This is a genomic window from Cryobacterium sp. TMB3-10, assembly GCF_004402305.1.
Lineage (GTDB): Bacteria > Actinomycetota > Actinomycetes > Actinomycetales > Microbacteriaceae > Cryobacterium > Cryobacterium zongtaii.
The window spans coordinates 63,467-89,176 of sequence record NZ_SOGH01000007.1; the positions used below are offsets into that span (position 1 = coordinate 63,467).

Genomic DNA, 25,710 nt, shown 5'->3' on the forward strand with positions numbered 1-25,710 from the left:
CTTCGCAATCTGTATGCCTGACTCTAGCCCGCGGGCAGGGTCGAGTGCGCCGCGGATGCGCGGCAGTGGACCGGCCGGTGACCGGACGGGGTGTGGCGGGTGCCGGTTAGATCGAGAACTCGCCGTCGACGGGGGCCACGGTGGCCTCCTGTGAACGCTCGGTCGGTTCGTTGGAGTACGACGAGGTGACCAGGATCGGCATGTGGTCGGAGGTGCCGCGGGGCAGAGTCTCCACGTTGTCGATGGTGAGTCCCACCGAGGTGGCCAGGTCGAAGTGGCCGCGGAAGAACTTATACCGCGTGTAGGTACGGCTGTCGCTCAGGGTGAGGTCGTAGCCGGACTCCTTGACCTCTCTGCTGAGGTGCTTCTTGAAGATCGGGTAGTTGTAGTCGCCCACCATCAGGGTCGGCAGGTTGGGGCCGAGCACCGCCAGTTCCTCGTGTGCCGAGCGGATCTGGTTGCGCCGCAGCGAGTTCAGCGCCGTCAGCGGTGCGGCGTGGAATGACGCCACGACGAGCTCCCGCTGCGCGGCCATGTCGAACAGGCGCGTGCCGATCAGGCGTTCGTGCGCCGGCGTGAGCACCAGGTCGTGCAGCGACTTCTTGAGCGCGAAGGTCTGCGTCTTCTGGGCGGTGAACCGGTCCCGCCGGTAATACACGGCCAGTCCCAGCCGGTTGCGGGTGGTGGAATCCGCCAGGTGCAGCAGCCCGACCTCTGCCGGCAGGGCCAAGGTGTCGCACTCCTGCAGACACAGCAGGTCGGGGTCGTACTCTTCGGCCAGGGCGATGAGTTCCCCGCTGGCACTGTTCTTGCGCAGGTTGTAGCTGATGACCTTCACGTCAGACCTATCTCTGAATCGGTGGTAGACATCCAGCCTACTTTCGCTCGGCGGCGAATACCGCATCGAGCGACCGTGCTGGGGCACGCTGCTACCGTGTAGTCAGGCCGGCGCCCGAAACTCCGACCGCCACAGAATGGACTTACCCATGAAATCCTGGTCGTTCACCACCTATACGGTCGCCGCGTTCGCGTGCAGCGGTTTCGCCGTAGCCCTCATGATCGTCAACGCCGCCACCGGCAACACCATGCTGACGACGCTGCTTCCCGTGGCGATCGGTGCGCTCGTGCTCGGCGGCATCCTCTCGGTTCGGGCCCGCGTGCTCCGCTACCGCGGCAGGGACATCACCAAGCGCTGACTCTGCGGCCATATCGAGGCGCCCGCAACCCTGCTACCGTCCCGAGCACGGATGCCTCGCGCGGCAGTTCGGCGCGCCCGGCGCCGTTGACCCGGGGAGCCTGCCATGACCGATACCTCAGCAGCGCCGACGCCACCGCCGACGCCACCGGCCGGGAAGAGCCCGACTCCCCGGTGGCGCACCCTGCTGTACATCCTGATCCCGATCGTGGGGGCGCTGCTGCTTATCGCGGCGTTCGTGGCAGCTCTGTGGGGCCGCAGCGGTCCGGTCGACCAGAGCGCCGACCTCGAAGCGGGCACCAGCCTGAGCGTGGAGTTGCCCAACGCCGTGATCATCCTCGAACCGAGCGCCGACGACGAGGTGCACGTGCGCATGACGGGGTCCTACTTCGGCAACGAGCCCACCCTCTCCGCTCGCACCGACGGCGGCGTGACCGAGGTACGCGGCGGCTGCCGCGCCCAGTTCTTCTCCAGATGCTCCGTGACCGTGACCGTGCAACTGCCCACGGCGCTGCCGGTCACCGCGGCGGGTGAGAACGGCCGCATCGCGGCATCCGGGCTCACCGGCCGGGTCACGCTGACCACGACCAACGGTGACATCGAGACCGACGGCACCGTGGGGCCGGTCGATCTGCAGAGCACCAACGGCGACATCCGGGTGACGGATGCCGTCTCCAAGTCCGTGGCCGCCGCCACCACCAACGGATCGGTCTCGCTGCAGTTCGTCGATGCCCCGGAGTCGGTCGAGGCCGGCAGCACGAACGGGGAGATCACCGTGTTGGTTCCCGGCGGCGGAGTCACCTACCGAGTCACCGCGCAGACCACCAACGGCACCGTGACCGACGACACCGTTCCCACCGACAGCACCTCGCGGCGCTCCATCACCGCGCGGACCACCAACGGCAGCATCACCGTCGAGGGCACCCGCTAGTGCGGTCGCCGGGCCGGATCTGGCAGGATGGCGGCATGAGCGAGCAGGCGGGCACGGCCCAGCGGGATGGCGGCACGAGCGAGCAGCAGACCGGCACGGTTGTCGCGGTGAGCCGGGATGACAGGCACCGGTTCAGCAAGCCGGTGGTGCCCAGCATCCGTCTGGTGGCCGGCTACGGCATCGAGGGAGACTCGCACGCCGGGGCCACCACCCAGCACCGGTACCTGATCCGCACCGACCCGACGCGGCCCAATCTCACCCAGGTGCACCTGGTGCGCTCAGAGCTGTTCGCCGAGCTCGCCGCCGAGGGGTTCGACGTCTCCCCCGGCCAGCTCGGCGAGAACGTCACCACCGCCGGCATCGATCTGCTGGCGCTGCCGTTGGGCACCCGGCTGCACCTCGGCTCCGACGCCGTGGTCGAGGTCACCGGCATGCGCGACCCGTGCTCGATGATCGACAAGTTCCAGTCGGGCCTCAAGAAGACGCTCAAGCACACTGATGAAGCGGGCCGGATCCTGCGCAGAGCCGGAATCATGGGCGTCGTCGTCGCCGACGGCAGCGTGGCTGCCGGTGACGAGCTGCGCGTGGAGCTGCCGGCCGGCGAGCCGCTTCCCCTGGGCGTCGTCTAGCGCCGGTTCCCCGCGCGCCGAGTTGCCGGAAAGTGCCGCTTCACCGCTCCCGAAAGGGCGATGTGCGGCAACTCACGAGGGAACCCCGGGCGGCTAGAGCTCTTCGGTGGGGTGGAACCACGGCGGGTACACGGCGACCTTGGGCTTGTGACTCAGGGTGGCCAGGATCGGCTTGACCGCATCGCGCACGCGGTCGTTGGCCACGCCGATCAGCGTGATCAGGCCGAACGGGACCTCGCCGGGTACGAGCAGCTCGGCCTTGAGGATCGCGTCGGAGTCGAGGTCGGCGCGGAGCATCTGCAGCATCCGGTCGGCCGACTCGGCCGTGGCACCGAAGCGGGTGGCGGTGAACGCGGCGTCGCCATCCGTCACGGCGAAGTGGCTGGCGGTCGGGTCGGCCGCGGCGTCGACCTGCGCGTCGAGCACCTTCTTGACCGTCGAGACCAGGATCACGAAGTCGTACGCGGCGGCGTCGTGGGCGTCGTCGGACAGGCGCGGGTCGAGCGACTGCGCGCGGATGTTCTCCCAGACCAAGGCGTTCGGCGACAGGAAGAAGGGCACGTGGTCGGCAACGGCGAGGCTGTCGGCGCCGGAGACGCGGACGTCGCGTCGGGCACTGCGGTTTTCCGGCGACGAGATGTCGACGACGGGACGGTCGGTCCAGTCGGCACTGGTGTCGGCCAGAAGCCGGCCGGTGGCGAGAATACCGGGCAGGTTGCGGATGTGGGTGAGGTGGTAGATCCGCTGCTCACCGACCTTGTCGTCGTGGCGCTTGGTGCGAGCGGTGCCCGTGGTGATCGGGGCGACGATGGTACGCAACGCCGTCGGCGCTTCGGGGGTGCGGGCTCGGCTGGCACGCGGGGCGCGGGCAGCGGGCACGGTCGGTGCGACGGGGGCGGCGGGTGGGAAACACAGGGCGCACAGCTCCCCGTCCAGTCCGTGGATGCATTCCTCGTTCACAACTCAACCTTTCGTGTGCGCAGGCTCGACCACGTCGGGTTCGACGGACATGTTCCTACCTATCTAAGTTACGGTCATTTCGGCGGTCTCGGTGACACATCAAGGGCCATCCGGGGGTGATCCGGTGTCGATCCGGAACCAATCGGGTCACTGACGCCCTGACGAGGGCGCAGAACGGCTGTGCCGGCCCGGATCATCCCACCGGTGCAGGGAATCGTCCCTCCGACCGACGCGAGCGGGATCGGGCTCTCCCTACCGTGAGGACATGCCTGTTTTTGATGCCCTCAACGACCTGGTCCTCACCCTTGCCGGGTCGGCTTGGGTCTACCCTGTCGTGTTCGTCTTTGTGGTCATCGACGGCTTCTTCCCCCCGTTTCCCAGCGAGACGGTGGTCGTGGCGCTCGGCGCCCTGGCCGTCTCCACCGGCACACCGCACCCCGTCGGGCTCATCGGCGTGGCCATGGTGGGCGCGGTGCTCGGTGACAGCATCGCCTACCTGATCGGCCGCCGGATCGGCCTGACCCGCTTCGGCTGGCAGCGGCGTCCCGGCGCGGCGCGGATCGCCGACAGGGCGCGCGCGGCCCTGCTGAGCCGACCGGCATCGCTGCTGCTCACGGCCCGGTATATCCCGGTCGGTCGGGTGGCCGTGAACATGACCGCGGGCGCCACGGGCTTTCCGCCGCGCCGGTTCGTCTCGTTCGCGGCTCTCGGCGGGCTCTGCTGGGCCACATACTCGGTGCTGGTCGGAATGATCGCCGGAGCCTGGCTGCGGCACAACCCGCTGTTGGGAGCACTGCTGGCCGTGGCCGCCGCCCTGCTTCTGGGCGTTGTCATCGACGCCATCGTGCTGCGGATCGTGCGTCGGCGCACCGACCGGCGGGCCGGCATCCGCAGCTGGGGAACGCCGGCGCCGACACCACATCGGGAGCTACTCCATCGAGAAGTCGGCGAAGTCGAAGCCGGGTGACACCAGGCAACTCACCAGGGCGTCCTCCTCGCTCGGCACTGTGCGCTGCCAGACATCCGCCGGGATGATCACCTGGCTGTGTTCGCCGCGCAGCAGCCGGCCGCCCAGGACCGGGCTCGACTCGGCATCCGGCTCATCGCCGTCGCCGCCGAGTTCCAGCTGCACGGCGCCCTGGCCGTTCCAGATCCAGATTTCGCTGGAGGACAGCTGGTGCCAAGCGGAGAACTCCCCTGCCGGCAGCAGGAAGTGGATGAGCGTGGCCGCCGGCCGCACCCGTTCGGAGCCGTCGGCATCCGTGAGCGTCACCGGCACCGGCGACGTCCAGGTACGCCGGTACCAGCCGCCCTCCGGATGTGGTTCCAGACCAAGTTCGATCGCCAGCGCCGGGCGCTCCAGACGTTCGATGAACTCCCCGGCGGCCGTGCGGCGGGTGGCAAGTCGGCTGTTTCGGTCCTGTGCGGCCATCAGAAGTCTCCCTGGTGTCGAGGGTGCGGAGGATGCATAACTCCTGCAATTCTCCCCGCCCGTCGACCTCCGCCGCGTCAGTCCACTGATGCCGGGTCGGCGCCTGGAATCCAGCAGGAGTTATGCTCAGCGCAGCAGCTGGCCGGCATACTCGCTGAGTCCGGCCAGCACCAGGAACACGCCCAGCAGCAACACCGTGATCACCGTGATCACCGGCATGTTGCGCACCAACCAGCCGCGCAGGCGCACCAGCTTCTCCCGCACCGCGGGGCCACCGAACGCGTACGCCAGCACCGGGCTGAGCATAGTGATGGACGCCAGCGCGGTGAACAGGGCCACCGAGACCACGATGCCGGTGGGGTCGCTGTGGGCGCCCAGGATCACCACCCCGGCGGCAGCCGCCATGACCAGGTTCTTCGGCCGGAACGCGGCGTAGCCGACCCCGATGATGGTCGCCCGTGCCGGGGTCAGCCGGTCCAGCGCGCTCAGCCAGCGCGGCAGCGGCACCTCCGCGTCGCGCCGCGGCCGGTCGTGCCACTGCACCAGGCCCAGCACGATCAGGGCGATACCGAGCAGCAGCGGCACCGCCACCTGCAGGGTGCGGGTGCCGGCCGACCTGTCGTGCGGCAGCAGCGATGACAGCAGCGCCAGCAGGGTGGCCGAGAACAGCACCCCGAGAAACCAGCCGATGCTGAACCCCGCAGCCGCCTTGAACCCGTCGGGGGCGAGCAGGATCAGCAGCAGCCCCGCCAGCGGCAGCGGGCTGAGCGCGATGGTCAACGCCAGCGGCAAGAGCTGTGTCCACTCGTTCACCCGCGCTCCTCCCCTACTCCAGCTATTGCAGTGACGAGGTCAGCCGGGCCAGGTTGTCGAGCACCTTGGCGCCGGCCGGCCGGTGGAGCCAGTCGGCCAGCTCGACCTTGCTGCTGTTGGCCCGGTAGCCGTCCTGCACCACCCGCATCCGCTTCACGAATTCGGTGCCGTGCACCAGAACCGAGACCTCCATGTTCAGGCTGAACGAGCGGATGTCCATATTGCTGGATCCCACCACCGACACGTCGTCGTCGATGGTGAAGTGCTTCGCATGCAACACCGTGGGCTCCGCGTAGAGGTAGATCGACACTCCCGCCCGTAGCAGTTCCTCGTAGTAGGACCGCTGCGCGTGGTAGACCAGCGCCTGATCGCCGATGTGCGAGGCGAACAGCTCCACCTCCACCCCGCGCGATGCCGCCGTGACGATGGCCAGCATCGTCGATTCCTCGGGCACAAAATAGGGGCTGGTGATGCTCACCCGGCGCTCGGCCTTCTGGATGAGCATCGCGTAGAGCTTGAGGTTGTTGTCATTCTCGAAGCTCGGACCGCTCGGCAGCACTTGGGCGTCGAGCAGATCCGGGGCGGGGTCGAGCACGATGGGCGACGTGTCGAAGGGCAGCATCTCGTCGGTCTCGCTGAACCAGTCGGCGAGGAACACGGCGTTCAGCTCGCGCACCGCTGGCCCCTCGATGCGCATCATCAGCTCGTGCCAGCGCAGTCCGCGCTTGAGGTTGCCGGGCTTGAGGTAGGTGGCGTCGATCATGTTCTGCGAGCCGCTGAAGCCCAGCCGCCCGTCGACGACGAGGAGTTTGCGGTGGTTGCGCATGTCGGGCCGGCGCCACTGGCCCTTCCAGAACCGCAGGGGCAGCAGCGCATGCCACTCGGCGCCCATCGACGCAAACGCCGCGATGGTCTCCTTACGGCGCGGCAGCATCAGGCAGGCGAGGTAGTCCGAGAGCACCCTGACCTGCACGCCGCGCTGGATGGCCCGGGCCAGGGCGTCGAAGAACGGCTGCGTGACGGTATCGAGCACCAGGATGTAGAACTGCACGTGCACGAACTCGGTGGCCTCGTCGACGGCCTCCACCATCCGCTCGATCGAGCCCTCATAGTCCGGCAGCAGCTCCACCCGGTTGCCGCCCACCATGGGCAGCGCCCCGAGGTTGCGGTTCAGCTGCACGGCCGAGCCGAGCCAGGGCGGCCACTCGTCGCGGTGGCTCACCAGGTGCAGGCCCTCGGTGCGGGCCAGGATCAGCTCGTTCACCTCGCGTTGCTTCTCCCGCCTCCGCCGCGGCAGCCGCCCCACACCCACCAACAGAAAGATCAGCACGCCGAGGTAAGGGATGAAGATGATCGCCAGCACCCAGGCGATGGCCGCGGATGGCCGCCGGTTGGCGGAGACGTACACCGTGGCGATGAGCACGAGAAGGGCGTGCAGCGCCACCAGTAGCCAGGCACCGAGCTGAAAATCCACCATCGTTCTCCCTTGACCTCGTCGTGAACGTACACCGGCATCGCCGGTGGCGGTTGGCGCAGCTTGCCGGAGCCACCGTGACGCACTACATTGCGGTGTGCGGCGAGCATCGCATCATCGTCAGCTGCGCCGCACGCTGCACAGCATTCGCCAGGTCGAGAGGTGACACGCATGGCAACCCATCCCCCCACCCGATTCCTGGTGGCCTCCGCTGCGGTGCTACTGCTCGTCCTCGCCGGCTGCAGCATCCAGACGCCGAACTCGGCCTCCAGCTCGGGCACCGTTCAGGCCGGCGCCCTCGTGGGCACCTGGGTTCTCGAGGAGACCTTCGACAGCCCCGAGCAGCCGTACATCTCCTTCGTGCAGGACAACACCTGGAGCGCCTCCGACGGCTGCAACCGGGTGCAGGGCACCTGGGAGGTCGACTCGGACGGCACCCTCACCACGACCTCCGGCCCGCAGACCATGATGGCCTGCCCCGGCGCGCAGCTGCCGCTGGCGGTCACCCGCGGCACCCGGGTGGAGGTCGACGGTGACACCCTGGTCATCCACAGTTCGTTCGACTCGACGGCGACAACCCTGGTGCGGTCCACCGACAGCACCGTCGGCCCGCAGGGTCTCCCGATCGGCTATTGGGTGGAGTCGAATACTCCGACGGCGCCGTTCCTGTCGATCGAGGCCGACGGCACTTACTCCGGCAACGACGGTTGCAACGTGCTCACCGGATCGTGGGAGCAGGCCGATGACGAGGCGATCCTCTTCACCGGCGGCGTTACCACGCTGATTGCCTGCGAGGGCGTGGATCAGTGGCTGAACCAAGCCGCCCAGGGCCGGGTGCAGGCCGGCGTGATGACCCTGCAAGCCGCCGACGGCACCGTGCTCGGCCAACTGACGGCCCGCTAGGGAAGAGGCGACGCATGGGCACCTATCCGCTCACCATCGTGCTCATCGTGGGAGTCGCGATCGCGCTGGTCTTCCTGCTGCGGTTCGGCATCCGCCAGAACGCCGCCGCGGCCGCCGTCGACCCGGACCCGGATGCGACGGGCGCCCTGGCCGTGCTCAGTTTCATCCTGGCGCTGATCCTGCCGGTGATCGGGGTGGTGCTTGGCCATGTCACGCTGTCCCGCATCGCGCGCGGCCAGGCCAGCGGGCGCACCTTCGCCTATGCGGCGCTGTGGGTGGGCTACCTGTTGCTGGCCCTGGAACTGGGTGTGATCATTTTCCTGTACCAGAACAACTACTGGGCTTGACCGGCGCCGGGGCGCGGGCTGATCAGTACCAGTTCATCGCCTGCGAGTGCGACCAGGCTGCGCAGGGGGTGCCGTAGGAGCCGTTGATGTACTCGAGTCCCCAGGCGATCTGGGTGCTGGCGTTCGTGGCCCAGTCCGAGCCGGCCGAGGCCATCTTGCTGCCGGGGAGCGCCTGCGGGATGCCGGTGGCCCCGCCGTTGTCGTTGTAGGCCGTGTACTTCCACTCGGATTCCTTCTGCCACAGCTGTGCCAGGCAGGAGAACTGGGATTCGCCCCAGCCGTAGCGCGACGAGGCAAGGCTCGCGGCGGTGGCCTTCGCACCGGCGGGGGTGTTGCCGGCGGCCACGGCGTCGGCGGCGGCCTGTGCTTCGGCGGCGGCCTGAGCGTCGGCGGCGGCCTGAGCGGCTGCGGCCTCCACGGCCACCCGGTCGGCTTCCACGGCGGCGGCCTGCACTGTCGCGGTCTGCTCCTTGGCCTGGGTGGTGAGCTCGCTGACCTCGGACAGCGGCATCGAGTAGTAGCCGGCCAGCGTGCTGGACGTGGCCGACAGGGCCGACGCGTCCACCTTGTTCGCGGCGGCTTCGAGCGCGGTGTCGGCGTCGACGAGGGCCACGGATGCGGCGAGGTGCGTCTTGCTGATGGCCGCGGCCTTGGCAGCGGCACGGTCGTCGCGCTCCTGCTCGGCCTGCTGCTGCTGGTCGGCGACGGCGGACTGCACGGTGAAACCGGTGCCGGTCACGACCCCGGCGAGCACGAGGCCTCCGGCGAGGAGGGTGAGGCGTTTGCTGCGCGAGCGGCGGTTCTTGCGCCCAGCGCGGGTGCTGGTGCTGCTGGTGGTGCTGGTGCTGGGAATTTCGGGCGTGGCGTTCTGGGTGTTTTCGGGGCGCATAGACTTCCAGGTCGTGTCGGGGTGCGCTCCATCGGGCACGCTCACTGATGGGTGGGCCCACGCGCGCAGGATCGGCGCGGGCAAGCGGCCTAGCCTGCCTAAACTCCCTGAACGGAACCTCAGTTTTTCCTGCCAAAGCCATGTGAACGGGCGCCACACCGCCACGTGAAGGTGCCCAGGTGGCGACCAGAATGCCCGGCCAGACGGTTATTCGCACCGCGCATTGCGGCGAGCGCAGGTTGTCCTGTGGGGTAGCGTAAAAAGATGCCCACCACAGACCCCGCTTCGCAGGCCGCCGCCGCCGATCACTCCTCAGCTCCAACCGGGGCTCCCACCAGCGCCGACCGTCTCATCGCGGCAATCGAGAGCATCAACGACGTCGACGTCGCCAACTCCCCCGAACCCGACCGGGCGGCCGTCCTCGAGCTCATCGACATCATCAACGATGAGCAGCGCTCCAGCTTGCTGTTCGCCCTGCTCCTGGAGCGCATCCGCACCGGTGCCTGACCTCTCCCGGACGCCCGTCGAGCAGCGCGCCCTCGACCTGGAGAAGACCGCCGACTGGTACCGGCGCTTCCGACTGTTCGAGACTCCGGGCCAGTCCGGGCTCTACGCCGACTGGGCCGGCGGGGTCGAGGACGATGCCGAGGTTCTGGCGCTGATCATCACTCTGCCCCGGCCCAAGCGCCAGCCCAACCTGGTCTTCGCCTGCGCACGTCTGCTCGGCGCACCGCTGGCGGGCTATCCGGTCTTCCGCCGCTGGCTTCTCGAGCACTGGCCGGCGGTCGCCGCCGAGGCGCTGGTGCGCGCCACCCAGACCAACGAGCCCCGCCGCCTCACCGCGGTCATGCCGATCCTCGCCTCGATCGGCCCGCGGGTGGCCCTGATCGAGGTCGGCGCCAGCGCGGGACTCTGTCTCTATCCGGACCGGTACAGCTACGACTACTCGGGTCGGCGGGTGGATCCCGCCGACGGACCCAGCCCGGTGCTGCTCTCAGCCGAGACCACCGGGCCGGTGCCGTTGCCGGAGCATCCGCCCGAGGTACTCTGGCGCGCCGGCCTCGATCTGAACCCGCTGCACGTGCACGACCCTGAGGACGTTCGCTGGCTCGACACACTCGTCTGGCCCGAGCAGGCCGCGCGCCGCCGGCGACTGGATGCGGCGATCTCGATCGTGCGCCGGGACCCACCGCTGCTGGTGCGCGGGGACGCCGCCCACGACCTCGAGGCGCTGGTCGCCCGCGCGCCGGCGGGGGTGCCGCTGGTCATCGTCAGTCCCGCGGTCCTGGTCTACCTGGCCCCCGAGCAGCGGGCGGCCTTCGCGGATGCCGTGACCGGCTTCGGCCGCTGGATCTCGCTGGACGGCGTCGGGGTGCTGCCCCGGGTGGACGCGTTGCTGCCCGAGACGCCGGTGCCGGGCGACTTCACAGTTTCCCTCGACGGCCGGCCCCTCGCCCGGTGCGGTGCGCACGGACAGAGCCTCGACTGGTTCGTCGGCTAGGTCTCCCCCCGGGGGGCGCTTCTAAGATGGCTGGATGCGTGCACTCGTGGTCCACACCCCAGGCGGCCCGGACGCCCTCACCCTCGATACCGTCCCCGACCTGGTCGTCGGCGCCGGCGACATCCGTATCGCGGTAGCCGCGGCCGGCGTGAACCGGGCCGATGTGCAGCAACGGATGGGCCTGTACCCGTCGCCGGCCGACGCGCCCCAGTGGCCGGGCCTGGAGGTCTCCGGCACCGTCACCGAGATCGGAGTCGCCGTCACCCGCTTCGCCGTGGGCGACAGGGTCTGCGCCCTGCTGGCCGGCGGCGGCTACGCCACCGAGGCCGTGGTTCATCAGGACCTGGCCCTGCCGGTTCCCGACGCCGTGGACCTGATCGACGCCGCCGCGCTGCCGGAGGCGCTGGCCACGGTGTGGTCCAACGTCTTCATGAGCGCGGGACTCACGACCGGCCAGACCCTGCTCGTGCACGGCGGCGCCAGCGGCATCGGCACCACCGCGATCCAGCTGGCCCGGCTGGCCGGGGCCCGCGTCCTGGTCACGGCCGGCTCCGCCGAGAAGTTGGCGGTGTGCGGGCAACTCGGCGCAGACGTGCTGATCAACTACCGCGAGCAGGACTTCGTGGCCGAGGTGCTCGCCGCGACCGGAGGGCACGGCGCCGACGTGATCCTGGACATCATGGGCGGCTCGTACGCGGCCCGCAATGTGGCGGCGCTCGCCCTGGGTGGAACCATCATGGTGATCGCCAACCAGAGCGGTGAGGACGCCGTCTTCAACCCGTTCCACCTCATGCAGAAGCGCGGACGCTACTGGGGCACCACGCTGCGCGCCCGGCCCGCCGTGGAGAAGGCGGCCATCATGGCCGACCTGCTCAGCCGGGTGTGGCCGTGGCTGGACTCCGGCGCACTCAAACCGGTGATCGACAGCAGGTTCTCGTTCGCCGCCGCGGCGGAGGCGCATCGCCGGCTGGAGGCATCCGCGCACGTGGGCAAGATCGTGCTGGTGCCCTGACCCGACGCCCGGTTCGGGTGGGGCTTATCGTCAGGTCCGGGCCGCGGCGAGCTCGACCCGGTTGCGGCCGGCGGCCTTGGCCTCGTACAGGGCGGCATCGGCACGGCCGAGCCAGCGGGAGACGCTCTCCCCCTGTTTGAGCAGAGCGACCCCCACGCTGGCGGTGCAGCGAAGCCCCTCGGTGACCGCGCCCCAGGGATGGTTGCGCACCTCGCCGAGCAGGCGCTCACAAATCTGCGCGGCCTGGTCGAGGGTGGTGTCGCCGAGCACCAGCAGGAACTCTTCGCCGCCGACCCGCACCGCGAGATCACTGTCGCGGGTGGACTCGCCGAGGATCTCGGCCATGGTGGTGAGCACCCGGTCGCCGGCCGCGTGGCCGTGATCGTCGTTGACCCGCTTGAAGTGATCCATGTCGACCATCACCGCGCACAGTGGTTCCGCACGTTCCCGGGCGAGGCGCATCATCTCGGGCAGCTGCCGGTCGAGGGCCCGGCGGTTGGGCAGCCGGGTGAGCGGGTCGGTGTGTGCCTGCTGGTCAAGCTCCTCGGCACGGATGCGCTGCATCTCCGCTTCCAGCTGCGAACGCTGCGCCTCGTGGCGGGCCTGTTCGATTTCCAGCGAGTTGATCAGCATCCGCGACTGCAACCCGGCGGTCTGCCTGGTGAGTCCGAGAATCAGCACGTGCAGCCGTTCGTGATGGTGCAGGGCCTGCTCGAACCGGCCGGCGCCCCGGTGCATCTCGTAGAGCGACCTGTGCAGCTTCACGTTCAGGGCCGCGTCCTCGGCCACCGACGGGTCGGCGAGCTGGGCGTCCATCATGGCGCAGGCCAGGTCGACGCGGCCCTCGGCCTGGGCCACCTCGGCCAGCTGGGAGTCGTTGTTCACGGCCAGGTTGCGGTAGCCGTTGGTGACGGCGATGGTCTTGGACCGGCCGGCCTGCCGGCGCGCTTCGGCGTATTCGCCGCGCTCCATAAGAAACCCGACAAGGTTGGTGCGCGCGATGGTCTCGTCGAACGCGTGCCCCTGCTCGACCGCCCGCGCCACGGCGGCACGGATGATGGCGATCCCGTCGGTCAAGGCCACGTGGGCGTCTTCGCCCCTGGCCCGCCGCGCCCGGGCGATTTCCAGGTAGCTGTCGCCCAGATTGTTGCGCGCCGCGAACTCGGCCTGAGAGTCACCGAGGGTGTCGGCCAGGGCGAGCGCCTGCCGGCCCAGCTCGATGCTGCGATCGGCGTCGCCGAGGGCCTGGTGCACCATCGACGAACGCGACAGCGCCCAGAACTCCGCCGTGCGGCTACCGCAGAGCCGCGCGGCTTCGAGGGCGCCGAGCACGTGGCCGAGCGCTGGTTCCTCCAGCGCTGTCTCGTGGAACGCGAGCGCGAGGGTGCAGTGCACCATCGACTGGCCGAGCAGGTCACCGCTGGCGGTGAGGTACTCCAGGGCGAGCAGACCGTGCCGCACGGATGCCTCGAACTCGCCCAACCGCAGCCGGTGGCCGGAGAGCAGCTGTCGGGCGCGGGCCTCCTGGCCGGGGGTGATGAACGGGTCGGCGAGCACCTGTTCGGCCTGTGCGGCGCCGGCATGGTGTTGGCCGTCCTGATTGGCCTGGGCGCTCTCGGCGAGCAGCCTCTCGATCGTGGACCGACGGGCGAGCGAGGCCGGCAGACCGGCCGTCTGCGGCGTCTGGTGCAGCTCATCGTCGGAGGCCGGGTTCGGCAGGTCGACGAGCTCCACAAATCCGCCGGGCAGGGTCGTGTCGCGCCCACCGTCGGCCAGACTCAGGTCGGCGATGCCATCGGCCACCGAATCCACGGAGGCCAGAAGGGCGTCGGATGCCGGCTGTCCGGACGGCACCGTGGCGCCGGCCGGAAGCGGGGCCACCAGGTCATCGAAGGTCGTCATGACGACTCACAGGCCCGGAAATTACCTGGAGACAGGCCGAGCGTCCTGCCCGCTCGTCTCAGCGGGAAGTGCTGTGTTGGTACGCCAGGTGCCTGCACGGCTCAGTCCCCAAACTGCTCGTATCTCCGAACCTAGCAGCGCCGCACCGGCCGCCGGGGCTGTGTTGCGCTGTCCTGAGCCCCCGTTCGCGGGTGATTTCACCGCGAATGATCGCGCTCTCACGAATGTTGACACACGAGGCGGTGCGTGGACCGGAGCCGCGCTCCGGTCACCGCCAGCCCAGGCCGGGTGCCACGAAGCGCAGCACAGAATCGAGCAGCTGCGCGTTGTAGTCCACACCCAACTGGTTGGGCACGGTCAGCAACACGGTGTCGGCCGCCGCCACCGCCGCATCCTGCGCCAGCTGCTCGACGAGCAGGTCGGGTTCGCCGATGTAGCTCTTGCCGAACCGGGCGAGGCCACCATCGAGGTGGCCGACCTGGTCGCGGTTGTCGGCCTGCGCGCGCAGACCGAAGAAGCGGCGGTCCTGCTCGGTGACCAGCGGCATGATGCTGCGACTCACCGACACCCGTGGGGTACCGGGGTGCCCGGCGTCCGCCCAGGCCTGGCGGAAGATTCCGATCTGTTCGGCCTGCAGGTCGCCGAAGTCGGCGCCGGTGTCCTCGGTGAGCAGGGTGGAGCTCATCAGGTTCATGCCCTGTTCGCCGGTCCACTTCGCGGTGGCGCGGCTGCCCGAGCCCCACCAGATGCGCTCGGACAGTCCGGGCGACTGCGGTTCGATGGCAAGCAGGTTGCTGTGCCCGGTGAACTGCGGGTTCGCGGCAGCGATGCCGGCCCCGCGGATGGCGCGGCGGAATTGTGCGGTGCGCTCGCGGGCGTCATCCGCGTCGCTGTGGCCGGGGCCGGGCACATGCCCGAATGCCTCGGCGCCGCGCAGGGCGGTCTCGGGTGAGCCGCGGCTGAGGCCGAGCTGCAGCCGTCCGTTGCTGATCAGGTCGGTGATCGCGGCCTCTTCGGCCATGTAGAGCGGGTTCTCGTAGCGCATGTCGATCACGCCGGTGCCCAGCTCGATCCGGCTCGTGCGGGCGGCCATCGCGGCCAGCAGCGGGAACGGCGAGGCGAGCTGCCGTGCGAAGTGGTGCACCCGCACCGACGCGCCGTCCACACCGAGCTCCTCGGCCGCCACCGCGAGCTCCACGGTCTGCAGGAGGGCATCGCGTGCGGTCCGCACGAGCGATCCCGGCACCGCCTGGTAGTGGCCGAAGGACAAGAACCCGATCTTCTTCATGGTTCGTGCAGCGTTCCCCGGCTGTGACGTATTCCCGATCTCATCCGCAGTTCTGTGCCGCGGGGACGCAGCTGTGCGGGGTAGGCGCCGGTGTGCGGGTGGCGCGCCACCCGCATACCGGCGCGTGACCCGCAGAACGGCGCCGGGTCGTTAGCCGGACGATGCCCCGCACCCTGCCAAGCTGAGGACATGCGGCATCTGTTCCTCGACTTCTTCGGCACCCTGGTCAACTACGCGGACTCCCGCGCGGGCCAGGGCTACGCCGACACGCACGCGAGCATGCGGGCCTTCGGCGCACGCGGCACCGAGCAGGAGACCGCCGATGCCTGGCTGGCTGCCTTCCACCAGCTCAACACCGAGTCCGACGTCGACCACCGCGAGTTCACCATGGAAGAACTGTCGCGGCGCGCGTTCGTGCGGCTGCTCGGCCGGGAACCCGACGCAACCGAGATCGCCGCCGGAGCGGCGAGCAACATGGCGGACTGGGAGCGCGGGGTGGTGCTGATCCCCGGCATGGCCCAGACGCTCCGGGAACTGGGCCAGAGCTTCACGCTGACCATCGTCTCGAACACGCACAGCGCATCCGTCGTGCCCCGCCAGCTGGCGGCCATGGGGGCCACCGACCTCATCGCCAACATTGTGACGTCGCTCGAGGTGGGTTTTCGGAAGCCCCATTCGGCGATCTACCAGGCGGCCCTCGACACGGCGGAGGCCGATCCGGCCCGGGTGATCTTCGTCGGCGACACCTGGGATGCCGACTTCGACGGCCCGCGGGCGCACGGTATGGAGGCCGTGCTCGTGGCGCCCGCCCCGCGCGACGGGGTGCCGGAGACCCGTCGGGTCACCTCGGTGCTCGACCTGCCCGACCTGCTCTCGTTCCGCTACCCGAGCACCCGCCCCATCAGCACCCGCGGGGTGGCCTAACTCCGGCGGTTCCCGGCGCCGCGTCCACCCGCGCAGCGGGGCCGCTCGGCGTAATCGGCGAGCAGGGTGTCGTAGAAAAGGTGGGCCCGCCACGTCATCCAGGCCGTGAACCACAGGACCGCGGCGTGCGCAAGGCCCCCGGGCGGCGACCTGCGCGCGTGACTGGGTAAGCTCGGCGAATGACTACCGAGGGGTTCAGCATCCGCGCCACACGGGTGGACGACTGGCGTGAGGTGCGCTCGCTGCGCCTGGAGATGCTGCAGGACACCCCGATCGCGTTCGGCGAGACCCTGCAGGACGCCCTCGGCCACACCGACAGTGAATGGCGGATGCGCGCCGCCCGCGGCACCGCCGAACGCGGCACGGTTTTGGTCGCGATCGACCCCGCCGGTCGCTGGGTGGGCACCATGGGCGGGTACGTGCCCGACGCGACCACCGGCGCGTTGCTCGTGGGCGTGTACGTGTCGCCGGACCACCGCGGCCGCGACTCCGGGGTCTTCGATGCCCTGCTCGTCGCGATCCAGGAGTGGGCCCGTGGCGAGGGCGACCGGCTGACCCTGCACGTGCACGAGGACAATGCCCGCGCCCGCGCCGCCTACCTGCGCCGGGGATTCACCGAGACCGGGCACCGGGTGAAGTACGTCCTGGACTCCAGCGCCATGGAGATCGAGATGGTCAAGCCGCTCTAGCGGCCACCGCCGCCACCGCCACCGCCACCACCGCCGGAGAAGCCGCCGCCACCGGATCCGCCGGAGAAGCTGCCGCCACCGCTGCTCGACCACGAGGACGTGGGCGTCTGGGTGGCGTTCATCGAGTTGACCATGCCGCCGAGGGCCGTGGCCAGGTGGATGCCACTGAACGCGTTCTGCGAGAGGAACCAGTCCGGCGCGGTCGTGGCCTGCTCGTAGTACACCTCGAGCTCAGCGGCCCACTCCTTCTCCACACCCCAGAGCACCGCGAACGGCAGGAGCTTTTCGTAGAGTTTCACCAGTTCCACGGTGTCGAGGGTGGATGCGGCGGGTTCCATCCCGGGCACGGTACGGGGCACGGTCACTCGCAGGGCGCCATCCGGGCTCTGCAGCATGCGGAACCTGTCCGCCTCGGCCAGGTCGAGATACATCTTCATGCCGGCGAGGTAGTCGCGCCGTTCCAGGCCGGCCGCGGTGAGCAGCAGCGGCCGACTCCCCGCGACGATGCCCACGATCACGGCGGACGCGGCGAGCAGCAGCAACGGAGACCACCAGATCGCGGGCGGGTCGCCGATCACGAGAACTGCCACGACCAGGGCGACCAGCGCGCCGAGACCGACGAGCAGACGGATCCTTGCCCGGGTCAGGGCCGGCCGAGCGCGCCAGCCGCGGGCGGTGTTGCGAACCGTCGCATCTGCTGTGGCGGCCTTGAGCCCGCGGGCGAGCGGGTCGTTGGTGACCCCGAGTTCGCACACCGCACCAGCCGGCAGCCCGGGGAAGAAGGTGGCGAGCACGGCGAGCTCCTGATCGTCGACGCCGTCGGTGCGGAGAAGCTGCAGCGTGTAGTCGCCGCCGTCGGCGCTGACCGGGTAGTCCAGGATGCGCACGTTACCGCGCACCGCAAAGCTCACGATTTGCGCGGCCATGGCCGACTTCGGCCGACCGATGAGGTCGGCTGCCTCGAGGAGGTTGTAGCCGTCCGGAACGCTGTACTGGGCGATGATGGTGCCGCCCTTCGGGTCGCGGGGGCGCGCGAAGGTCCGGGCGAGAACGAACACCCCGCCGAGCATGGCCATGCCCAGCAGCCCGAACGGGAACCCGCCGAAGCCGGACGAGTTGTCGGCGTCGGACCTCGCCTCGGCGGGCACCTGCACGAAGGTGCCGAGCGTGAAACCGATGGCAATGGTGAGATTCTCGCCCGGGCCCAGATCGGCGGCCTCGGCGGTGAACATCTGGCCGGCCGGGGCGGCGGCATCCGGGTCAGCTTCCTGCACGATCTGGCAATCGCCGCTCTCCCCCTGAGCCCCGGTGTAGCAGGCGTTGTTGCCGGTCAGGAAGGGAGCGATCACCGGATCGACGTGCACCCGGGCGGCGACGGTACCGAACTGCTGGTCGAAACCGGTGCCATTGGTGTCCCAGTAGAACTCGTCGTCGTTGGTGTCAGCGAACGCGCGCACCACGTTCTGCTGGGTGTAGCTGATGACGTAGGTCTGGGTGCCGCGCACGAACTCGTCGGTTCCGAGCGCAAGCTCGGTGAAACCACCGTTGATCTCGGTCTCGAAGTACACCGGCTCGCCCTGAGCATCGGTGACGGACTCTACCGTCGTGTTCAGCGGCACACCGTCATAGTCGTTGGGGATGGCGCGGATGATGCCGCGGTTCTGGTCGAAGTCGGGGAACTCGGCCACGAAGGTCTCGACAGTGCGCAGGGTGGAGTGCCCGGCATCGTCGCGGCCCAGGTAGTACTCCCCCGCATACAGCGCGAAGGTGAAGTCCGAGGTGTCGCCGGGCACAGCCGCGCGCACGCTCCCGACCACGTTCGAATGCGCAGCCGGAGCTGCCGATGCCGCCGTTACCGGGCTCAGCGCAGTGGCGTTCGCCGCCAGCGGGGCACCGAGCGCCAGCACAGCAGCAACGACAACAGCGGACAGGACCTTCAGAAGACGCGTCACGCCCCCGAGCCTAGTGACCACCTCACATTGAGATCGAAGGCATGCCGCTCCACGACTGTCCCCTCGGGCAGGTCCCCGGCCACGGCTAACAGCCAATCGACGAAGTCAGCCACCGGAAAGCCGCTGCAGTCCGGGCACCATCCCCTGAGCTCGAGTCCCGCCATCGACGCGGCCAGGTACTCCTGCCGAGTGAGCCCGGGGATGTCCCGCACCAAGGCTGTGGTCGTGTGCCTGGTAGAGCTCAGGCCGGAGAACGAGCGTCCGCACCCGCACGCTCCGGACGAGTTGCGCTCGCTCGCCGAACACACCCCATGCAGCCAAACAAGCTCGCCCTCGATGCAATACGCAAAATCCGTTGCCCGCGCGCCCTGGGTTGCCGATGTCGCCACGAGTACCCTCATGATCTGCTCCGTTTACTCGGCACGAGGGTGAGTGAGTAGGTGCCGTCAGGCTAGACGGAGCCACCGACATCCGAGGGCCTAGAAGCCCTCGGGCGTGTGCGGCCGGTAGGGGGCGGCCAACCGGACCAGCTCGTCGGCGCTGAGGGTGAGGTCCACGGACGCGACGGCATCCAGGAGGTGGTGTGCCTGGGTGACGCCCACGATGGGCGAGGACACGGCCGGCTGCTGGCGCACCCAGGCCAGCGCCACCTGGGCGCGGGGCACCCCGCGCTCTGCGGCCACCTGGGCCACGGCGCCCGCGATCTCGCGGTCGCCCTCCTCCTGCTGTTTGTACAGGGTCTGGCCGAAGGTGTCGGTTTCGGAGCGGTCGGTGGTCTCATGCCAATCGCGGGTGAGCTTGCCGCGGGCCAGCGGGCTCCACGGCAACACGCCAACGCCCTGATCGAGACAGAACGGCAGCATCTCGCGTTCCTCCTCGCGGTTGAGCAGGTTGTACTGGTCCTGCATCGACACGAAGCGGGTGAAACCATGGAGATCGGCGGTGTACTGAGCCTTCGCGAACTGCCACGCGTACATCGACGAAGCGCCGATGTACCGGGCCTTTCCGGCCCTGACCACGTCATGCAGCGCCTCCATGGTCTCTTCGATCGGCGTCAGCGGGTCCCAGCGATGGATCTGATAGAGGTCGACGTGATCGGTGCCCAGCCTGGTGAGACTGTGGTCGATCTCGGCCAGGATGGCGCGGCGCGAGAGTCCGGCACCGTTGGGGCCCGGCCGCATCCGCCCGTGCACCTTCGTGGCGAGCACGTACCGGTCCCGCGAGCTGAAGTCCCGCAGCGCCCGGCCGAGGATCTCCTCGCTGCTGCCGTCGGAGTACACGTTGGCGGTGTCGAAGGTGGTGATGCCGGCTTCCAGCGCCTGCCAGATCAGCGGGCGACTGGTCTCCTCCGGCAGCGTCCAGGAATGATTGCCGCGCATCGGATTGCCGAAGCTCATACAGCCCAGCGTGATCGCCGACACCTCGAGTCCGGTGCTGCCCAGTCGCACGTATTTCATGGCGTTCCCTTCGTTGCGAAGCCGAGCCGCTTAGAGGCCGGCGCCCCTGCCGGTGTTCCGAATCTTCGGGCTCTGGGCCGCTTCGGTCTCGCTGCGGGAGTCGTGCTCGGCGCGCTCCTGGGCGGAGAGCGGAGCTGAGCGAGGGCGGCGGGAGATCACGTAGAGGAACACGGAGACGGCGATCGCCACCACCAGGATGAGGATCCCCAGGATCAGGCTGAACGTTTCGGACACTAGGTCCTCCAAGCGTTGCGGATGGGTCACTCGGGCCGGTTGGGCCTTCACAAAGGTCTACCGTCTGGGCGCGCCGGCGTCAATTGTGCCGTCGCGGATGACCCCACGGTGCCGGCACTCCCGCGGTACGCTCCGTTCATGGTCGATCGTTATCGCTCAGTGGAGGAGTACCTCGCCGCGCAGCCCGCAGAACGACTGCCCGTGATCCAGGCGCTGCGGCAGCTCGTTCTGGAGGCCAACCCGGCCGCAGAGGAACACATCAAGTGGAATTCCCCCAGTTTTGTACTCGCCGGGGTCGACCAAGCCACGATCAGCGCTCAGGGCAAAAACGGGGTGCGGCTGGTGCTGCACCGGGGCGCGACCACCGCCGAGAACCCGGATGCCGCATCTGCTTTCATCGGTGACCCGAACGGCCTGCTCACCTGGCACTCTGATATCCGGGCGAGCCTGCTCGTCACCGATCTCGCCGATCTGGAGCACATACGTGCAGCGGCCGTCGAAGTCGTGCGCGCTTGGCTCGCCGAGGGCACCGACTCCCCGTGACCGGAGGTCCCGGTGCCGTTCCGGGCTGGGTTGGATAATCCAACCAAAGGTAGACTACGCACATGACAACGGGACCCTCCGATGCTCGTGCGCACCCCGTCTCGTCGAAACGCTCCGGCGACGACCTGCGTTGCTCCATCGCGCGCACTATGCAGGTGCTCGGCGACCGGTGGACGATCCTGATCGTGCGGGAGGGTTTCCGCGGACACACCCGGTTCAGCGACTTCCGACGGGTGCTCGGCATCCCCACCGACATCCTCACCTCCCGGCTGTGCTCGCTCGTGGCCGCCGGGGTGTTCGAACGCCGCGGCTACCGCGAGCCGGGCGCCCGTGAACGTTTCGATTACCACCTCACCGCCGCCGGCGACGCGCTGCTCCCGGTGCTCGGCGCGCTTGCCCAGTGGGGTGACGACTACCGGCCGTCCGGTCACGGCCCCAGCCGGCTCTACCAGTACGCCGACACCAGCGAACCCACCTCGGTCGCGTTCGTCACCGCCGCCGGCGTCGTGGTGCCGTTGGCCGACATCGCCATCGTGCCGGGGCCGGGCGAGAACGACCCTGACATCGGCCCCACCCGCCCCCTCGCCGCCGCGCACCCCTGATCGCCGGGCTCGGCTGGGCCGCCGGCGGCCGGCGCTGCGGTCAGTTCGGCGGAAGGTTGACCGTGTCACCCTCGGAGGTGAGGTCGGCGCCCTCCCGCAGCTCCAGGACCTCGATCGTGGGATCGGCGACCAGCGCGCCCACGAGCGCCCGGGTGCCGGCGATCACCGTGGAGTCGAAGTCGATCTCGCTCACCAGCACCCAGGCGTGGTCGTCCGGCCAGATCAGGTTCGGCGACTGCGGCCACGTCGAATCGGTCCATGGCGCATCCGTCAGCCAGGCCGGGTCGACGAACCGGCGGATGCCCGCGTCGAACAAGACATAGTCCCGCCCGGGCAGTCGCAGCCGAGCACCGGACGACACCTCGGCGGGCAGCAGGCCGGGGCCCCTCGAATCGTCGGGCTCGGCCATCGCGGCGAGCGCCGCCTGCCGGAGCCTCGCCTCGCCGGCCTCAGTCTCACGATCGGCCGCACGATCGGATGCGCGGTCGGCCGCCTCTTCGTCGCGCACCATGATCACGGAGACCCCGGTACCGCGGACGAGTCCACCCCAGCCCTCCCACACGGCCGCGATTCCGGCATCCGGGGTGCCGGTGTGGGCGGCCAGGTGCAGGGCCACGGCGGCGAGTACGGCCACGTCGAGGGTGCCCACGGCGGGTTCGGAGTACCGCCAGCCGTCGGCATCCACCAGTTCGTTGTACTCGTTGGGCACCCCGCGGTTCAGCCGGCCGAACTGCGCCAGCGGATGCATGGTGGCACCCCCGACCTCGGCCACCCGCGCCCACGGCACGCTCCGGTAGTCGATGCCGGACGCAAACCCCCGGTTGGGGCCCGACCAGGTGCCGGTGCCGGCTGGCCGGTCAATCGTGACGGGGTGGAACACCCGCGCGTACGCTTCGAAACCACGCGGCACCGCAGAGTGCATGTTTCGCCACCGCACGTCCAGCCGCTCGCGCAGCCACTCACCGCGCCCCACGTCGCCCACCCAGTCCATACCTCACCGTAGGACCTGCCCGGCCAGAACACACTCCCCCGATCAGCCGCGGGATGCACAACTCCTGCTATTTCTTCCGGCCGGCCGGTGGCGCCCCGGATGTCAGCGGACGCCCCGCCGCCGTCCCATGGCTCTGCAGGAGTTATACCCCCGATCGGGTGGTTTCGCTGGGGGTGTGGGCGCAACTCCCGGGCACCTTCCCCGGTCCCGGCCGCGGCAGTACCGTGTCGGGCATGAGGCGGATGTGCCCCTCGCCGATGACACTGAATGGAGGCCTACCTTGAGCAGCACGCCCACCCGCCGCCGCGGTTACCTGCCGCCCAGCCGCTTCATGCGGCACGTCGTCAACCCGGTCGCCCGGGCCTGCGGCACCCCCACCCTCATCGTGCGTGGTCGCATCAGCGGCCGGGAGATCAGCACCCCGGTGGCACCGTTCCGGTTCGAGGGCGACCGATATGTCATCGCCGGCCGCGGCGAGACCCAGTGGGTGCGCAACCTCCGGGTCGCCGGTCGCTGCGAGCTGCGCATCCGGTGGCGCCGACACCCGTACCGGGCCACCGAGCTGCGGGGCCTCGAACACGACCAGGTCGCCGCCGACTACCTCGAGAAACTGGGCCGTCGGGCCAGGCCGTTCCTGGCCGAGCTGCCGGATCTGGTCGACCATCCGATCTTCAGGCTGGAACTCTGCGAGGCACCGGTGCGCAGCTAGACCCGCCGCTCACCGCACGGGCAGCCCCACCAGGCGCAGCCACGCGGCGAGGTGCGGTTCGTCGAGCACCGGAGCCCGCAGCCCGACGTAGCCGTCCGGTCGCACGACGAGGATGCCGGTGCCGGGCCTGTCGTCGAGCCGGTAACTGTGCACCAGCGGGCTCAGCATCCGGTCGGGCACCGGTCGCGCGTTCGCCTGCAACAGGATGTGCACCCCCGGCCGCGCGAGCAACGCGTGCAGGCGCACCCGACGGCCCTCGCAGCGCACCAGGGTGTCGGGCACCCGCGAGCCCGGCCGCAGCACCCGCCGGGCCAGCCCGCCGCGCACCGGGGTGAGTGACGCGCGCACGTCCATCGACAGCGGGCTGTGCGGGTACCGCAGCCGGAACTGCGAGAGGGTGCGGAGGCCCACCGCGGTCAGCCGGCGTTGCCGGGCGAGCCAGGGCAGCACCGGCCAGGCCACAGGCACCAGCACCGCCCGGCCGAGCTGGGCCAGCGGATGCAGACTCGCCTCGGCCCAATACATGGTGTGCGTCAGCCGCAGCACGGCCCGGTCGGCGGGGCGACGCTCCAGCGCGTACGAGTCCAGCAGCGCCGACCCGGGCCGGGCGGCCAGGGAGCCGCCCGGCCGCGTGTCACCCGGGGTGTCCGCCGTCTCGGGCAGCCGCCGGACGGCCGCGGCTGCGAACGCCAGCTTCCAGCCGAGGTTCACGGCGTCGTGGATGCCGGCGTTCATGCCCTGCGCGCCCGCCGGCGAATGCACGTGGGCGGCATCGCCGGCCACGAACAGCGGACCCCGGCTGAACCGGCTGGCGATCCGGTGTTGCAGCCGCACCTGGGCCGACCAGGCCACCTCGGTGATCTGCGCCGGCAGCCCGGCCTCGTCGACCAGCCGCTGCAGTTGCTCCTGCGGTACGGGCGGACCCGGCTGGCCGAACGGCTGCCGGTCGTCGCCGGCCCGTCGGGTGGCGAGCATCCGCCAGGTGGCCCGTTCACCGATGTTGAACAGGAATACCAGCCCCTGCCGCCCGACGACCACATGCGCGACCCCGGTCTCGAGCATCACCGGCGCCACCGCCCGCGATCCGGCGCCGGCGGGGCCCAGCTCCACGTCCGCGAGCACCACCTCCTGGTCGTAGTCGCCGCCGAGGAATCCGCCGACCGACCGGCGCACCAGGCTCGCCGGCCCGTCACAGCCGGCCAGGTAGCGGCACAGCACGTCCTCGTCCGGCTCGTCGTCCGCGGTGCGCAGCACGGCCCGGGCGCCGCCCTGACGCAGCCGCGCCAGCCGCACCACCTCCGCACCGCGCTGCACCAGCACGCCGCGTTCGGCGAGCGCGGCGGCCAGCACGGCCTCCACGTCGGACTGCCGCACCAGCAGCGGGTGCGGGAACGCGGTGCCGGGCAGATCAAGCTTCTCGATCGACACCGACACCACCCGCGAGGGCAGGTGCAGCCGCACCGACGGTGCGGAGTCGCCGAGCGCGAGCAGGGCATCCGTCACCCCCAGCGGACGTAAGAGTTCGAGGGTGCGCGGATGCATCACCATCGCCCGCGACGGCCGGAACGCTTCCGGCCGGCGTTCGACGACACGCACCCGGGCGCCGTGGTCGACGGCCTGCAGCGCAAGGGTGAGGCCGGTCGTGCCGGCACCCACAATCAGAAGATCGGTGTCGAAATCGGTCATGCGGGTTCGCGCACCCGGCGCTTGGCCGACATCGGCTCGGCCGGACGCCACCAGTCCCCCACAATGCCGACGGCCCCGGCCGAAAACCGGTACGGATCGCGCAGGAACTCGTCCCGGTGCACCCCGGGCAGCACCGCGTAGTGGATCGATCCGGGTTCGCTGCCCAGCGCGAGCACCCGCCACAGGGTGCGGGCGTAGGTTTCGGCGAGCTCCGGGCCGTCCCACTCGTAGATGCCCCGGTACAACCCGTTGATGTCGTGGGTCAGCCACAGCTTCGACACGTAGCCGGGAAAGCCGACGAACAGCGGGGTGTTCATGATGCTCTGCACCCGAAACCAGCGGTGCGCCCGGCCGCGCAGCAGCCGCAGGCGGAACCCCACCACCAACACCGTGGGGGTGTGGGCCGCCGCGCGGTCCACCACTGTTTCGCGGTAGACCACCGCGCGGCTGCCGTCGGCGAACGACAGTCGCTTGCCGGCGTTGCCCCGCGGCAAGTGGATGCGCCGCTGCACGAGCAGCAGACCGGTGCGCGCCACGCAGGCGGCCAGGCCCCGCACCGCCGGGCCCAGCGGAAGAGGCGGTTTCTCGCTCATCATGGTCGCTCCTCCCGATATCAGCGGCGGCCACCGTCGCCGGCGGCCGGTCCC

The 25,710-nt window shown here is 69.9% G+C and carries 28 protein-coding genes; 14 read left to right on the forward strand and 14 right to left on the reverse strand.

The features are described 5' to 3' along the window. Positions 1–106: 106 nt before the first annotated feature. A complete protein-coding gene (locus tag E3T22_RS02970; RefSeq protein WP_088456818.1) occupies positions 107–838 on the reverse strand; it encodes an endonuclease/exonuclease/phosphatase family protein in 732 nt (243 codons plus the stop codon). Positions 839–986: 148 nt separating this feature from the next. Here E3T22_RS02970 and E3T22_RS02975 point away from each other — a divergent pair, with 148 nt between their 5' ends. The 3 genes from E3T22_RS02975 to E3T22_RS02985 all read left to right on the forward strand — a co-directional run bounded on the left by E3T22_RS02975 (position 987) and on the right by E3T22_RS02985 (position 2,755). Beyond that, a complete protein-coding gene (locus E3T22_RS02975) occupies positions 987–1,196 on the forward strand; it encodes a hypothetical protein (RefSeq protein ID WP_088456819.1) in 210 nt (69 codons plus the stop codon). Positions 1,197–1,301: 105 nt separating this feature from the next. Further along, positions 1,302–2,126 carry a DUF4097 family beta strand repeat-containing protein gene (locus tag E3T22_RS02980; protein ID WP_134480251.1) on the forward strand — a complete coding sequence of 275 codons (825 nt, stop codon included), beginning with the start codon at positions 1,302–1,304 and terminating at the stop codon, positions 2,124–2,126. 35 nt (positions 2,127–2,161) lie between these two features. Beyond that, the gene (locus E3T22_RS02985) at positions 2,162–2,755 is read left to right on the forward strand and encodes an MOSC domain-containing protein (RefSeq protein WP_121678489.1); all 594 of its coding nucleotides are present in this window, start codon (positions 2,162–2,164) and stop codon (positions 2,753–2,755) included. Between the two features lie 93 nt (positions 2,756–2,848). Here E3T22_RS02985 and E3T22_RS02990 read toward each other — a convergent pair whose 3' ends face one another. Continuing rightward, positions 2,849–3,715, reverse strand: a complete 867-nt coding sequence (locus E3T22_RS02990) for a DUF4433 domain-containing protein (RefSeq protein WP_088456821.1) — start codon at positions 3,713–3,715, stop codon at positions 2,849–2,851. Between the two features lie 265 nt (positions 3,716–3,980). On the opposite strand from E3T22_RS02990, the gene E3T22_RS02995 reads away from it, so the two are divergent. Then, positions 3,981–4,682: a DedA family protein gene (locus tag E3T22_RS02995; protein ID WP_134407974.1), complete on the forward strand. Its 702-nt coding sequence runs from the start codon at positions 3,981–3,983 to the stop codon at positions 4,680–4,682. Here the strand turns inward: E3T22_RS02995 and E3T22_RS03000 are convergent. The 3 genes from E3T22_RS03000 to cls all read right to left on the reverse strand — a co-directional run bounded on the left by E3T22_RS03000 (position 4,644) and on the right by cls (position 7,437). Beyond that, positions 4,644–5,147, reverse strand: a complete 504-nt coding sequence (locus tag E3T22_RS03000; protein WP_134480253.1) for a cupin domain-containing protein — start codon at positions 5,145–5,147, stop codon at positions 4,644–4,646. The two genes, E3T22_RS02995 and E3T22_RS03000, sit on opposite strands and share 39 nt — an antisense overlap. A 126-nt stretch (positions 5,148–5,273) precedes the next feature. Then, on the reverse strand, positions 5,274–5,960 hold the full coding sequence (locus E3T22_RS03005) for a GAP family protein (protein WP_088456824.1): 687 nt from the start codon (positions 5,958–5,960) through the stop codon (positions 5,274–5,276). A gap of 22 nt (positions 5,961–5,982) precedes the next feature. Further along, positions 5,983–7,437, reverse strand: a complete 1,455-nt coding sequence (gene cls / locus E3T22_RS03010) for a cardiolipin synthase (RefSeq protein WP_088456825.1) — start codon at positions 7,435–7,437, stop codon at positions 5,983–5,985. A 168-nt stretch (positions 7,438–7,605) separates the two neighbouring features. Between cls and E3T22_RS03015 the strand changes: the two genes are divergently transcribed. Together E3T22_RS03015 and E3T22_RS03020 are read left to right on the forward strand one after the other, a co-directional pair. Then, positions 7,606–8,337 (forward strand): META domain-containing protein, encoded by a 732-nt coding sequence (locus E3T22_RS03015; RefSeq protein ID WP_134480255.1) that lies wholly within the window; start codon positions 7,606–7,608, stop codon positions 8,335–8,337. A 14-nt stretch (positions 8,338–8,351) separates the two neighbouring features. Beyond that, the gene (locus E3T22_RS03020) at positions 8,352–8,684 is read left to right on the forward strand and encodes a DUF4190 domain-containing protein (RefSeq protein WP_088456827.1); all 333 of its coding nucleotides are present in this window, start codon (positions 8,352–8,354) and stop codon (positions 8,682–8,684) included. Positions 8,685–8,706: 22 nt separating this feature from the next. Here the strand turns inward: E3T22_RS03020 and E3T22_RS03025 are convergent, their stop codons facing one another. Continuing rightward, a complete protein-coding gene (locus E3T22_RS03025; RefSeq protein WP_134480257.1) occupies positions 8,707–9,573 on the reverse strand; it encodes a phospholipase in 867 nt (288 codons plus the stop codon). A gap of 264 nt (positions 9,574–9,837) precedes the next feature. Here E3T22_RS03025 and E3T22_RS03030 point away from each other — a divergent pair, with 264 nt between their 5' ends. The 3 genes from E3T22_RS03030 to E3T22_RS03040 are packed head-to-tail and all read left to right on the forward strand — an operon-like array spanning position 9,838 to position 12,086. After that, positions 9,838–10,080, forward strand: coding sequence for a hypothetical protein (locus E3T22_RS03030; RefSeq protein ID WP_134480259.1), 243 nt, complete (start codon positions 9,838–9,840; stop codon positions 10,078–10,080). Beyond that, on the forward strand, positions 10,073–11,074 hold the full coding sequence (locus E3T22_RS03035) for a DUF2332 domain-containing protein (protein WP_241983576.1): 1,002 nt from the start codon (positions 10,073–10,075) through the stop codon (positions 11,072–11,074). The genes E3T22_RS03030 and E3T22_RS03035 overlap by 8 nt, the downstream gene beginning before the upstream one ends. A gap of 34 nt (positions 11,075–11,108) precedes the next feature. Continuing rightward, positions 11,109–12,086 (forward strand): NAD(P)H-quinone oxidoreductase, encoded by a 978-nt coding sequence (locus E3T22_RS03040; RefSeq protein ID WP_134480262.1) that lies wholly within the window; start codon positions 11,109–11,111, stop codon positions 12,084–12,086. Between the two features lie 30 nt (positions 12,087–12,116). On the opposite strand, the gene E3T22_RS03045 is transcribed toward E3T22_RS03040, so the two are convergent. Continuing rightward, positions 12,117–13,988, reverse strand: a complete 1,872-nt coding sequence (locus tag E3T22_RS03045) for a GGDEF domain-containing protein (RefSeq protein ID WP_134480264.1) — start codon at positions 13,986–13,988, stop codon at positions 12,117–12,119. 268 nt (positions 13,989–14,256) lie between these two features. After that, complete coding sequence (locus E3T22_RS03050; RefSeq protein ID WP_134480266.1) at positions 14,257–15,276, reverse strand: LLM class flavin-dependent oxidoreductase; 1,020 nt, start codon at positions 15,274–15,276, stop codon at positions 14,257–14,259. A 189-nt stretch (positions 15,277–15,465) separates the two neighbouring features. On the opposite strand from E3T22_RS03050, the gene E3T22_RS03055 reads away from it, so the two are divergent. Further along, positions 15,466–16,200 (forward strand): HAD family hydrolase, encoded by a 735-nt coding sequence (locus tag E3T22_RS03055; RefSeq protein WP_134407982.1) that lies wholly within the window; start codon positions 15,466–15,468, stop codon positions 16,198–16,200. 179 nt (positions 16,201–16,379) lie between these two features. Then, the gene (locus E3T22_RS03060) at positions 16,380–16,889 is read left to right on the forward strand and encodes a GNAT family N-acetyltransferase (protein ID WP_088456835.1); all 510 of its coding nucleotides are present in this window, start codon (positions 16,380–16,382) and stop codon (positions 16,887–16,889) included. Here the strand turns inward: E3T22_RS03060 and E3T22_RS19205 are convergent. From E3T22_RS19205 to E3T22_RS03075, 3 genes are all read right to left on the reverse strand, one after another. Then, positions 16,886–18,841 carry a DUF2207 domain-containing protein gene (locus E3T22_RS19205; RefSeq protein WP_194087746.1) on the reverse strand — a complete coding sequence of 652 codons (1,956 nt, stop codon included), beginning with the start codon at positions 18,839–18,841 and terminating at the stop codon, positions 16,886–16,888. The genes E3T22_RS03060 and E3T22_RS19205 overlap by 4 nt on opposite strands. 479 nt (positions 18,842–19,320) lie before the next feature. Continuing rightward, the gene (locus E3T22_RS03070) at positions 19,321–20,298 is read right to left on the reverse strand and encodes an aldo/keto reductase (RefSeq protein WP_134480268.1); all 978 of its coding nucleotides are present in this window, start codon (positions 20,296–20,298) and stop codon (positions 19,321–19,323) included. Positions 20,299–20,328: 30 nt separating this feature from the next. Then, positions 20,329–20,532: a hypothetical protein gene (locus tag E3T22_RS03075; protein ID WP_134407984.1), complete on the reverse strand. Its 204-nt coding sequence runs from the start codon at positions 20,530–20,532 to the stop codon at positions 20,329–20,331. A gap of 138 nt (positions 20,533–20,670) precedes the next feature. On the opposite strand from E3T22_RS03075, the gene E3T22_RS03080 reads away from it, so the two are divergent. Together E3T22_RS03080 and E3T22_RS03085 are read left to right on the forward strand one after the other, a co-directional pair. Further along, on the forward strand, positions 20,671–21,075 hold the full coding sequence (locus E3T22_RS03080; protein ID WP_134480270.1) for a DUF1801 domain-containing protein: 405 nt from the start codon (positions 20,671–20,673) through the stop codon (positions 21,073–21,075). Positions 21,076–21,137: 62 nt separating this feature from the next. Next, positions 21,138–21,677, forward strand: a complete 540-nt coding sequence (locus tag E3T22_RS03085) for a helix-turn-helix domain-containing protein (RefSeq protein ID WP_088456840.1) — start codon at positions 21,138–21,140, stop codon at positions 21,675–21,677. A gap of 40 nt (positions 21,678–21,717) precedes the next feature. Here the strand turns inward: E3T22_RS03085 and E3T22_RS03090 are convergent, their stop codons facing one another. Further along, positions 21,718–22,668: a hypothetical protein gene (locus tag E3T22_RS03090; protein ID WP_166789252.1), complete on the reverse strand. Its 951-nt coding sequence runs from the start codon at positions 22,666–22,668 to the stop codon at positions 21,718–21,720. Positions 22,669–22,948: 280 nt separating this feature from the next. Here E3T22_RS03090 and E3T22_RS18965 point away from each other — a divergent pair, with 280 nt between their 5' ends. After that, positions 22,949–23,377 (forward strand): nitroreductase/quinone reductase family protein, encoded by a 429-nt coding sequence (locus E3T22_RS18965; RefSeq protein ID WP_103430060.1) that lies wholly within the window; start codon positions 22,949–22,951, stop codon positions 23,375–23,377. Between the two features lie 9 nt (positions 23,378–23,386). Here the strand turns inward: E3T22_RS18965 and E3T22_RS03100 are convergent, their stop codons facing one another. Both E3T22_RS03100 and E3T22_RS03105 read right to left on the reverse strand, forming a co-directional pair. Continuing rightward, the gene (locus E3T22_RS03100; RefSeq protein ID WP_134480275.1) at positions 23,387–25,063 is read right to left on the reverse strand and encodes an FAD-dependent monooxygenase; all 1,677 of its coding nucleotides are present in this window, start codon (positions 25,061–25,063) and stop codon (positions 23,387–23,389) included. Then, positions 25,060–25,659, reverse strand: a complete 600-nt coding sequence (locus tag E3T22_RS03105) for a hypothetical protein (RefSeq protein ID WP_134480276.1) — start codon at positions 25,657–25,659, stop codon at positions 25,060–25,062. Before E3T22_RS03105 ends, E3T22_RS03100 begins: the two co-directional genes overlap by 4 nt. Positions 25,660–25,710 lie beyond the last annotated feature (51 nt).